General features: G+C 39.6%; 11 protein-coding genes. 10 read left to right on the top strand and 1 reads right to left on the bottom strand.

The window, feature by feature from the left end; translation table 11 throughout:
• Positions 1–67: 67 nt before the first annotated feature.
• On the bottom strand, positions 68–490 hold the full coding sequence (locus ADS77_RS05830) for a hypothetical protein (RefSeq protein WP_054203519.1): 423 nt from the start codon (positions 488–490) through the stop codon (positions 68–70).
• A gap of 339 nt (positions 491–829) precedes the next feature.
• On the opposite strand from ADS77_RS05830, the gene ccoN reads away from it, so the two are divergent.
• The 10 genes from ccoN to uspE all read left to right on the top strand — a co-directional run bounded on the left by ccoN (position 830) and on the right by uspE (position 9,786).
• Positions 830–2,263, top strand: a complete 1,434-nt coding sequence (ccoN, locus tag ADS77_RS05825) for a cytochrome-c oxidase, cbb3-type subunit I (protein ID WP_054203518.1) — start codon at positions 830–832, stop codon at positions 2,261–2,263.
• 12 nt (positions 2,264–2,275) lie between these two features.
• A complete protein-coding gene (gene ccoO / locus ADS77_RS05820; RefSeq protein ID WP_054203517.1) occupies positions 2,276–2,950 on the top strand; it encodes a cytochrome-c oxidase, cbb3-type subunit II in 675 nt (224 codons plus the stop codon).
• A gap of 6 nt (positions 2,951–2,956) precedes the next feature.
• Positions 2,957–3,142 (top strand): cbb3-type cytochrome oxidase subunit 3, encoded by a 186-nt coding sequence (locus ADS77_RS05815; RefSeq protein WP_054203516.1) that lies wholly within the window; start codon positions 2,957–2,959, stop codon positions 3,140–3,142.
• Positions 3,139–4,104 (top strand): cytochrome-c oxidase, cbb3-type subunit III, encoded by a 966-nt coding sequence (ccoP, locus tag ADS77_RS05810; protein WP_054203515.1) that lies wholly within the window; start codon positions 3,139–3,141, stop codon positions 4,102–4,104. The genes ADS77_RS05815 and ccoP overlap by 4 nt, the downstream gene beginning before the upstream one ends.
• A gap of 148 nt (positions 4,105–4,252) precedes the next feature.
• On the top strand, positions 4,253–4,744 hold the full coding sequence (locus ADS77_RS05805; protein ID WP_054203514.1) for a FixH family protein: 492 nt from the start codon (positions 4,253–4,255) through the stop codon (positions 4,742–4,744).
• A 10-nt stretch (positions 4,745–4,754) separates the two neighbouring features.
• Positions 4,755–7,130, top strand: coding sequence for a heavy metal translocating P-type ATPase (locus ADS77_RS05800; protein ID WP_054453373.1), 2,376 nt, complete (start codon positions 4,755–4,757; stop codon positions 7,128–7,130).
• A complete protein-coding gene (ccoS, locus tag ADS77_RS05795) occupies positions 7,127–7,294 on the top strand; it encodes a cbb3-type cytochrome oxidase assembly protein CcoS (protein WP_054203512.1) in 168 nt (55 codons plus the stop codon). The genes ADS77_RS05800 and ccoS overlap by 4 nt, the downstream gene beginning before the upstream one ends.
• Positions 7,287–7,958: a sulfite exporter TauE/SafE family protein gene (locus tag ADS77_RS05790; protein WP_054453371.1), complete on the top strand. Its 672-nt coding sequence runs from the start codon at positions 7,287–7,289 to the stop codon at positions 7,956–7,958. Before ccoS ends, ADS77_RS05790 begins: the two co-directional genes overlap by 8 nt.
• Before the next feature lie 41 nt (positions 7,959–7,999).
• Positions 8,000–8,734: an FNR family transcription factor gene (locus tag ADS77_RS05785; protein ID WP_054453369.1), complete on the top strand. Its 735-nt coding sequence runs from the start codon at positions 8,000–8,002 to the stop codon at positions 8,732–8,734.
• Positions 8,735–8,859: 125 nt separating this feature from the next.
• A complete protein-coding gene (gene uspE / locus ADS77_RS05780; RefSeq protein ID WP_054453367.1) occupies positions 8,860–9,786 on the top strand; it encodes a universal stress protein UspE in 927 nt (308 codons plus the stop codon).
• Positions 9,787–9,808 lie beyond the last annotated feature (22 nt).

The raw sequence follows: 9,808 nt of genomic DNA, 5'->3' as shown, positions 1-9,808 counted from the left end.
AAACCTCGCGCCGCGATTAAATCGCCCCTAGGTTGAACAAATTTCAATCCACAAAGGTCAACACGCCCTAATAGATTACTGTAAAATAATAATAAACAGACTCTATCTGATTTTTTTGGTTTTTGAGCTCAAGTATCAGTTTCCAGGTCATGTTTCGTTCTGAACAAATACCGACCATTGCATTTGCAGTCAACACATTATCTTGTAATTTAAACTGCAGCGGAATGTAACCCATATACATAGTCACACCTTCAAGTTTCGCGCTGTGGATAATATTACCGTCGCTAAGGGAGACATTAATTTTAAAGGGAGTTTCAGGAGAAATAAGGTGCTCACTTAACCATATTTTAGCTTTTTTTGGGTATGTGCAAGCTTGATTAGGCTGACATTGTGAGTTTGTTGCTATCTCATCTTTATTTGCTGTGATCGGATCGCAGGCAATTAATAAGGTAAGTGTAAAAATAAACACTATAATATGCTTAATTGACATTGTAATCCTTGAGCAAAGTAAAGGGCGATACTAATAATTCCCCTATTAAAATACAAGTTTAGTGAAACGATCAGAGTCAATTACTAAGAAAGTGTGTCAAAAAGTAAACAACTACATGATAAAAATTGATTGATGTCATAATTTTATGCAATTGACCTATCTTTTTTAGGCCAAAAAATTTATCATTTCCCCGCAAAATAAGGGTTTCGCGAGTTTGTTTTCTGAAGCAGTCATGGCATTGAGGGTTTTAGGTAACATACTTGTGAAGTAATAGTAGGCCCCACTTTTTAAAGTGGGTAATTCATTTCTAAACGCATTTATTGCAGCGGAAGCCAGAAAATGAGCCAAACAGTAGCATCACAAACTGAGTATAACTATAAAGTTGTACGCCAATTCGCTATTATGACAGTGATTTGGGGCATCGTTGGCATGAGTGTTGGGGTTCTGATTGCTGCCCAATTAGCTTGGCCAGCACTTAACTTCGATACACCATGGTTAACATACTCTCGACTACGTCCGTTACACACGAACGCAGTAATTTTCGCATTTGGTACAAGCGCACTTTTTGCGACATCATATTATGTCGTACAACGTACTTGTCAAACGCGCCTTTTCTCAGATAAATTAGCCGCCTTTTCATTTTGGGGTTGGCAGTTAATTATCGTGCTTGCGGTCATCACATTACCACTAGGTATTACAAGTTCTAAAGAGTATGCGGAACTAGAATGGCCGATTGATATTTTAATCACCGTTGTTTGGATTGTTTACGCCATCGTGTTTTTTGGCACGTTAATTAAGCGTAAAGTATCGCACATCTACGTTGCTAACTGGTTTTATGCTGGTTTTATAATCACTGTTGCTGTATTGCATATTGTAAATAGTATGGCTGTTCCAGTGTCATTAACTAAATCATATTCCATCTATGCAGGCGCCGTAGATGCAATGGTTCAGTGGTGGTATGGTCACAATGCTGTTGGCTTCCTTCTAACTGCTGGTTTCTTAGGTATGATGTACTACTTTGTACCAAAACAAGCTGGTCGTCCGGTGTACTCTTATCGCTTATCAGTTGTTCACTTTTGGGCTCTAATTTCTTTATACATCTGGGCTGGTCCTCACCACTTACACTACACCGCGCTGCCAGATTGGACGCAAAGTTTAGGTATGGTTATGTCCATCATCTTATTTGTTCCTTCATGGGGCGGTATGATAAATGGCATAATGACTCTATCAGGTGCATGGCATAAATTACGTACTGACCCAGTACTTCGTTTCTTAGTTGTTTCATTGTCTTTCTATGGTATGTCTACCTTTGAGGGCCCAATGATGGCGATTAAATCTGTAAATGCTCTGTCTCATTACACTGACTGGACCGTAGGTCACGTACACTCTGGTGCGTTAGGTTGGGTTGCAATGATATCTATTGGTGCTATTTATCACCTTATCCCTGCTCTATTCTCGCAAGGACGTATGTATAGCGTGAAACTAGTTAATACCCATTTCTGGTTACATACTGTCGGTGTTGTTTTATACATCGTTGCAATGTGGATTTCAGGTGTAATGCAAGGTCTAATGTGGCGTGCAGTAAATTCTGACGGTACATTAATGTATAGCTTTGTCCAATCGCTACAAGCGTCACACCCTTTCTATGTTATGCGCTTTGTAGGCGGTGTATTCATCGTAGCGGGCATGCTAGTTATGGCTTATAACGTTTACCGTACAATTGCAGCGAAGAATGATTCGTTGAAATTAGACGCGCAAGCACAATTAGCATAACGGAGTGAGATGATGAGCAATAAAAAATCACAAAATAAGCATGAAATAGTTGAAAAGAACGTTGGCCTGATGGCTATCTTAACTGTGTTTGCAATCAGCTTTGGTGCATTAGTAGAGATTACTCCACTGATGTTCCAGGACGACACAACTAAGCCTGTTGATGGACTTCGTCCATTAAACGCGCTTGAGATGGAAGGTCGCGATATCTATGTACGTGAAGGTTGTTATAACTGTCACTCACAGATGATTCGCCCTTTTCGTGATGAAGTTGAGCGTTATGGTCATTACTCTGTAGCTGGTGAGTCAGTATGGGATCACCCATTTCAGTGGGGTTCAAAGCGAACTGGTCCTGATCTTGCCCGTGTAGGTAAACGTTACTCAGACGATTGGCATTATGCTCACTTAATGGACCCACGTGCTGTGGTACCTGAATCGAATATGCCAGGATACCCTTGGTTAGATGAGAATCGCGTTGATACTAGCTTGACTCTTAAAAAACTTAAAATTTTCCGTGACACATTTGCTATTAACCCAGAAAACCCGGCACACCCAGGTTTAGGGTACGGTAGTGATGAGGAACTAATAGCAGACGTTGCCAAAGTTGATGCAATGAATAACAACAAGGGTGCGACAGAAATGCAAGCCCTTATTGCTTATTTGCAACAGCTTGGCACGCACTTGAAGTAATTAATTATGGATTACGGAACATACAGAGGCGTTTTAACTCTGATAATTTTAGTATTATTTATTGTTATTGTTGTGTGGGCATTCAGCAAGCGTAGCAAAACACGCTTTGACAGTGCTGCTAATGCCATTTTCGAAGATGAAAAAGAGCATAACAAAACAATCTCTAACGAGGAAAAGGGGTCTGAGAAATGACTAGCTTTTGGAGTATATGGGTTATTGTATTAACCCTTGCGTGCCTATTTATTATTTTTGGCCTACTAGTGTGGAACTTAAAGAACTACGCTGGGGTTGAAGAGGGTGAAAGCTGTGGGCATGAGTTTGATGGGATTGAAGAACTAAACAACCCACTGCCTAAGTGGTGGACTTACATGTTCTTTGCGACATTTGCATGGTCAGTATACTACCTTGCCGCTTACCCAGGTTTAGGTAATTGGGAAGGCGTATTTAAATGGACTAGTTCTAACCAAGGTATTACTTCTTTAGAAGAGTCTAAAAAGGCAACTGAAGATGCACTAGCTAACGGTCAGCGAGTTCAATTAGATCAAGAATTTGTTGATGCAGATAAACGTTTTGGCCCTATATTTGAAGGCTATGCTAGCCAAGATATCGAAATGCTTGTTAAAGACGACAAAGCACTTGAAATTGGTCAACGCTTATACGCTCAGAACTGTTCGCAGTGTCACGGTTCAGATGCTCGTGGTGGTCACGGCTTCCCTGACCTAACGGATAAAGACTGGTTATACGGCGGCACGCCTGACAAAATTAAAGAGACACTACTTTATGGTCGTGTTGCTGCAATGCCACCATGGGGTGCAGCTTTAGGCGAACAAGGCGTTAAAGAAATGACCGCGCATGTTTTAAGCTTATCAGGTCGTACTGTTAACCAAAAAGATGCGAAAGCAGGTGAAGCTAAGTTTGCCATGTGTGCTGCATGTCATGGTGTTGATGGTAAAGGTTCTGTTGCCCATAACTTACCATTTGGTGCTCCTAACTTAACAGATAACATCTGGTTATATGGTGGTTCTCAACGTGCTGTTGAAGAAACATTAAATAACGGTCGTGCTGGTGTAATGCCTGCGTGGAAAGACATTTTAGGTGAAGACAAAGTTCATCTATTAACGGCTTATGTTTACAGTTTATCGCAAGATAAATAAGCAAAACGTTAATTAAATGTTTAAATATTAATCTTTTAATTCAATAGATTAATTAAGATCAAAAAAGCCTCCATCTGGAGGCTTTTTTTTAGTCTTTTTAATTCAAATCCTATAAAATACCTACACCGTAAACAAATTAAGCTTACTTATGAACCCTACTCCTTGGTATAAAAATTTCTGGCCTTGGTTCTTAATCTTTTTCCCAGCAATTACTATCATTGGCTGCATATCATTATTTATTACGGCAATTGGGAATGGCCCCGATATGGTCGTCGATGATTATTATAAAAAAGGTAAAGCGATTAATTTAGAACTGAGTAAATTTGATAAAGCAAAGGCTTTATACTTGCATGGTGAACTTGGTGTTGAAGCAGATAAAGTAAGTTTTAAATTTACCAAGGGTGACACAAGCAATATTCACTCTTTAAAGTTATCATTTTATCATAGAACAATCCAAGCTCATGATTTTGATATACACCTGACGCCCAACGCAAAAAGTGAATTCACAGCCATTATTCCTAGTTTTGTAAATGGAACATACACTGTATTTATCGAGCCCGTTGATGGTAGCTGGAAACTAAAAGAAAACATTACTTTGCCAAGTGAACAAAGTATTTCTATAAGCCCTGAATATAAGTAGTCCAAGTATTATGTCTAATAATTGCTTTCATTGCCTTGAAAGTGTGCCTTCAGGCTTTAGCGCTACCGTTAATATTGACGGTAGCGAACAACCAATGTGCTGCATTGGCTGCCAAACAGTAGCCGAGACAATAGTCAGTCAAGGTATGACTGACTATTATAAATTTAGGACTGTTCGAGCAGGTAAAGTTCAGCAGCTCGTTCCAGAGCAATTGGCCTTCATCACCAGTTATGATAACCCCGATATTCAAGACGAATTTATATCTCAGACTAATGATATTAGTGAGGTATTACTAACTGTTGAAGGGATTACGTGCGCAGCTTGTGCGTGGCTAATTGAAAAACAATTATTAAATATACCGGCGATTAAACGAGTCGATGTAAATACGTCAACTAATCGCGCTATGATCCAATGGGACAAAGAACGTACTCCACTAAGTGAATTAATCAAATCATTAATGGAAATTGGCTATAAAGCCTACCCTTTTCAAGCTGATATAGAAGCAAGTCAAAAACAGTTAGTCGCTAAAGCCTATATACGCCGATTAGGTGTCGCTGGTTTGATGACAATGCAAGTGATGATGTTTGCATTTGCAATGTACTTCGGTATGTTTTCAGGCATGGAAGAAAATTTTGAGCAATATTTTCGCTGGATCAGCCTAATCCTTGCCTCCCCTGTTATTTTATATAGTGCGTTACCCTTTTTAACTAATGCGATTAATGGCCTTAAAGCAAAACAATTGAATATGGATTTGCCCGTATCATTAGCAATATTTGGTGCTTATATTGCCAGTAGTTACGCCACAGTTATGCAAGTCGGTGAAGTATACTTTGAATCTATTTGCATGTTTACCTTCTTACTTTTACTCGGTAAATATCTAGAGTTTCGCGCTCGTCTCAAAGCAAGTGAATTTACTGCGAACTTACAAAAACTATTACCTTTAACCGCTCGCACGTTAGATAAAGACGACCAAGAACATATAATTGCGGCTAAAAAATTAAAGCTAAATGATCGCGTGTTAATAAAGCCTGGTGAAACCATTCCAGCCGATGGCGTTATCTGCTCGGGCACCACAACGGTTGACGAATCCATGATGACGGGAGAGCATTTACCTGTTAAGAAATACATTGACCATCAAGTATTTGCTGGCACTGTAAATCATGATGGTGTGATCACAATTGAAATAAACAAGATAGGCCAAAATACCTTACTTAACCAAATCATTAAACTACAACACAGCGCACTCGCCACACGCCCTAAGTTAGTTGAAATAACAGATAAAGTTGCGCAGTGGTTTGTCGCTTGTTTATTAGTTTTTGCTTCATTAACAGCCATTGGTTGGTATCAAGTTGACCCCGCACATGCGTTTTGGATCACTATTGCTGTGCTTGTCGCAACATGTCCTTGTGCGTTGAGTTTAGCTATTCCAACCGCATTGACCTGTGCAGTCGCAACGTTAACTCGCAAAGGGATACTGATAAAACAAGCTCATGTACTTGAAACATTACCACAATTAACACGTGTTGCATTTGATAAAACAGGCACATTAACTCAAGGGCGTTTCAGTATAGACTCTGTTGATTTATTGGTTGATAGTATCTCTAAACAACAAGTATTGGCTCTTGCTGCCCAACTTGAAAGCTATTCAGAGCACCCTATCGCGACAGCATTTAATAAGTACACACCTGAGCAGCGCCATTTATATGATATTAACGTGCACCCAGGGCTTGGTATTTCTGGTCACGATGATAATCATCATTACGCTATCGGTAAGAGTGGCTGGTTCGATAACAGTAAATGTAATGCACAAGCAACTTTTTATGTTGATAAACAGCCTGTCGCAAATTTTTACTTTATTGATGAAGTAAAAGACAATGCAGCACCCTTAATCGCCTCTTTGCAAGCTCAAGGCTTAACATGCCATATGTTAACAGGGGATGCGTCGAGTGCGGGGCAACAGATTGCTCAAAGGTTAAAGTTGGATAGTTTCAAAGTAGGTTGTCTGCCTCAAGATAAACAAAGTGAAGTTGAACTTTGGTCAAAGCAAAATGAAATTGTTGCTATGGTCGGCGACGGCGTAAACGACAGTCCTGTATTTAACAGCGCTCACTTGTCAATTGCAATGGATACAGGTGCTGATATTTCAAAAAATACAGCTGACGTAGTTTTACTTAACAGTGACTTAGCCGCAATTGAACATTTGCTTATCATATCTAAAAAAACACGACGGATAATTAAACAAAACTTAGCACTGTCGTTGCTTTATAATGGTTCTATCCTGCCACTTGCAGCATTGGGCTTAGTAGCGCCTTGGATGGCAGTGATTGGTATGTCCACAAGTTCCATTATTGTGATCTGTAACTCCCTGAGGTTATTAAAGTTATGAGTATAATTTATATCCTAATTCCAATTGCTATATTATTCGTTATGATCGCAATTGGTGTTTTTTTCTGGGCTGTCCGTGGCGAACAGTTTTCTGATTTAAATAAACAAGGCCATAGTATCTTGTTTGAAGATGATAAAGAACAACATAACAAAAGTAATGATTGACCCTCTATTTATTAGTGCATTTGTGATGGGTCTCATTGGTAGTGGCCACTGCATAGCTATGTGCGGTGGTATTGCCAGCTCTTTACAGCTTGCAACTGATAAAACAAAACCAATCTACTTTTCAATCGCCTACAACCTTGGTCGAGCTGCCAGTTACATGGCCGCAGGTGCACTTGTAGCGGGTTTAAGCAGCCATTTCGCTAATCAAAGCCATTGGCTTTCTCTTGCATTGGCATTTTTAAGTGGACTTTTTATGATTTTAGTTGGCCTTTACGTAATGCGTTTAGGTGCAAGTTTGAAATGGCTAGAATCGCTCGGAAAAGTAATGGTATGGCAGTATATTGTTAAACTAAATAAATTTTTAATGCCTATTAACTCACTTCCTAAAGCCCTAGGTTACGGCGCATTATGGGGATGGTTACCGTGTGGCTTAGTGTATTCTGCATTAACTTGGGCGATGACCGGCAATAGCGCATTTGAAGGCGCGCTGGTTATGCTATTTTTTGCTCTAGGCACCTTCCCTGCGATGCTCAGTATAGGTATGGGCGCACAAGCATTGCATAAGCTACTTAATCACCCTTGGGCGCGGATAACGATGGGCAGCCTACTGATTTGGTATGGCGTTTATCTACTTATTATTGCAACTGACAAGCTAGTGCATTAATCTAAAGGGACTAGTGCGCCGACATTTTATGGATATAACAGATGAATTTATCAAACAATAAAGCAAAGACTAACTGCACGATTAGCTGTAACAATTGCAGTATCAGTCAATTATGCTTACCTTTTACACTCAATGGTCAAGAAATGGATAAACTTGATGAAATCATCGAACGTAAAAAACCACTGCACAAAGGCGACTTTTTATTTGAATCAGGTGCGCGTTTAAATGCCATTTTTGCTGTTCGTTCAGGTTCATTTAAGTCATATACTTTATCTGAGCAAGGCGATGAACAAATAACAGGATTTCACTTAGCCGGTGATTTAGTTGGTTTTGATGCTATTAATAAAATGACCCACCAAAGCTTTTCGCAAGCACTAGAAACTTCAATGGTATGCGAAATTCCATTTGATACATTAGATGAACTGTCAGGTAAATTGCCTAAACTACGTCAACAAATTATGCGTTTAATGAGCAATGAAATTAACTATGATCAAGAAATGTTGTTGCTACTAAATAAAAAGTCTGCTGAAGAACGTTTAGCTAGTTTTATTTATAATTTATCAAATCGTTTTGGTGAGCGTGGCTTTTCGCGTAAAGAGTTTCGCTTTACGATGACAAGAGGTGAAATTGGTAATTATCTAGGTCTTACTGTCGAAACAATTAGCCGACTGTTAAGCCGCTTTCAAAAAGCAGACCTAATAAAAGTTGAGGGTAAGTTCATTACAATCCTCGACAGTGATGGATTACGTGATGCCGCAGCTATCCACCCGAAATAAACCTTGATCTAGCACAACATAAAGTATGCTGTTACTTTAACTACTCGCTATTTACGTTACACTCTAATGAGTCTGAAATGTAAATTATATCCTTCGATAGGTATACAGTAGTTAAGGAACAGCTCATGAACACCCTCAAACGCATACTTGCCGTTATTGACCCAACCGTTGATTCTCAGCATGGTTTATCTCGCTCTATTGATTTAGCCAAAAAGTCTGGTGCCGTTATCACTGCTTTTATGAGCATTTACGACTTTTCATATGAAATGACAACTATGCTCTCTGGCGATGAGCGCGAAGCAATGCGTAATGCCGTGGTTAAAGATCGCCAAGCATGGCTTGATGAAATTTTAGCCCAATACCCTGACATTAAAATACAAAGTAAAGTTGTTTGGCATAATCGCTCTTATGAAGCCATTATAGATACAGTGATCAGCGAGCAATTTGATATCGTCATTAAAGGCACGCATAAACATGACACTCTTAAATCTGTTATTTTTACCCCAACCGACTGGCACTTGATCCGAAAATGCCCAGCACCTGTGTTACTCGTCAAAGAACATGCGTGGCCAGAGAACGGGAATATTCTTGCAGCCGTAAACGCAATTAGTGAGAATGAACAGCATCTTGCACTTAACAACCGAATTATTAAAGATGCCCAATTTTTATGTGAACTTGCTAACGCAAAATTAAGCCTTGTGAATGCTTATCCAGCAACGCCTGTAAACATTGCGATCGAAATACCTGAGTTCAACCCAAGCGTATATAACGAATCAGTCAAAAAGCATCATATAGAATCAACACATACGCTGGCTAGCAAACATAATATTTCACACCAAGCGTGTGCCATTGAAGAAGGCTTACCCGAAGATGTTATTCCTGATGTTGCTGCGCGTTTAAATAGCGAATTAGTGGTTATTGGTACTGTAGGGCGCACTGGGTTAAGCGCTGCATTAGTGGGAAATACAGCCGAGCATGTAATCGATAGCCTCGATTGCGATGTATTAGCGCTTAAACCCGATGGCTACGTCAGCCCATTAACAAAAAATTAAGCTATAAATATGTTTTGAGCAT

The organism is Pseudoalteromonas porphyrae, from assembly GCF_001298125.1.
GTDB classification, from domain to species: Bacteria; Pseudomonadota; Gammaproteobacteria; order Enterobacterales; family Alteromonadaceae; genus Pseudoalteromonas; species Pseudoalteromonas neustonica.
Note: the sequence above shows the minus strand (reverse complement) of the source record. Positions and strands in the feature narration are given on the sequence as shown.

What these genes read in the sequence shown, in the direction of transcription:
- ADS77_RS05830 (WP_054203519.1), bottom strand. Translation starts at nt 490, where the DNA reads ATGTCAATTAAGCATATTATAGTGTTTATTTTTACACTTACCTTATTA.
- ccoN (WP_054203518.1), top strand. Translation starts at nt 830, where the DNA reads ATGAGCCAAACAGTAGCATCACAAACTGAGTATAACTATAAAGTTGTA.
- ccoO (WP_054203517.1), top strand. Translation starts at nt 2,276, where the DNA reads ATGAGCAATAAAAAATCACAAAATAAGCATGAAATAGTTGAAAAGAAC.
- ADS77_RS05815 (WP_054203516.1), top strand. Translation starts at nt 2,957, where the DNA reads ATGGATTACGGAACATACAGAGGCGTTTTAACTCTGATAATTTTAGTA.
- ccoP (WP_054203515.1), top strand. Translation starts at nt 3,139, where the DNA reads ATGACTAGCTTTTGGAGTATATGGGTTATTGTATTAACCCTTGCGTGC.
- ADS77_RS05805 (WP_054203514.1), top strand. Translation starts at nt 4,253, where the DNA reads ATGAACCCTACTCCTTGGTATAAAAATTTCTGGCCTTGGTTCTTAATC.
- ADS77_RS05800 (WP_054453373.1), top strand. Translation starts at nt 4,755, where the DNA reads ATGTCTAATAATTGCTTTCATTGCCTTGAAAGTGTGCCTTCAGGCTTT.
- ccoS (WP_054203512.1), top strand. Translation starts at nt 7,127, where the DNA reads ATGAGTATAATTTATATCCTAATTCCAATTGCTATATTATTCGTTATG.
- ADS77_RS05790 (WP_054453371.1), top strand. Translation starts at nt 7,287, where the DNA reads ATGATTGACCCTCTATTTATTAGTGCATTTGTGATGGGTCTCATTGGT.
- ADS77_RS05785 (WP_054453369.1), top strand. Translation starts at nt 8,000, where the DNA reads ATGAATTTATCAAACAATAAAGCAAAGACTAACTGCACGATTAGCTGT.
- uspE (WP_054453367.1), top strand. Translation starts at nt 8,860, where the DNA reads ATGAACACCCTCAAACGCATACTTGCCGTTATTGACCCAACCGTTGAT.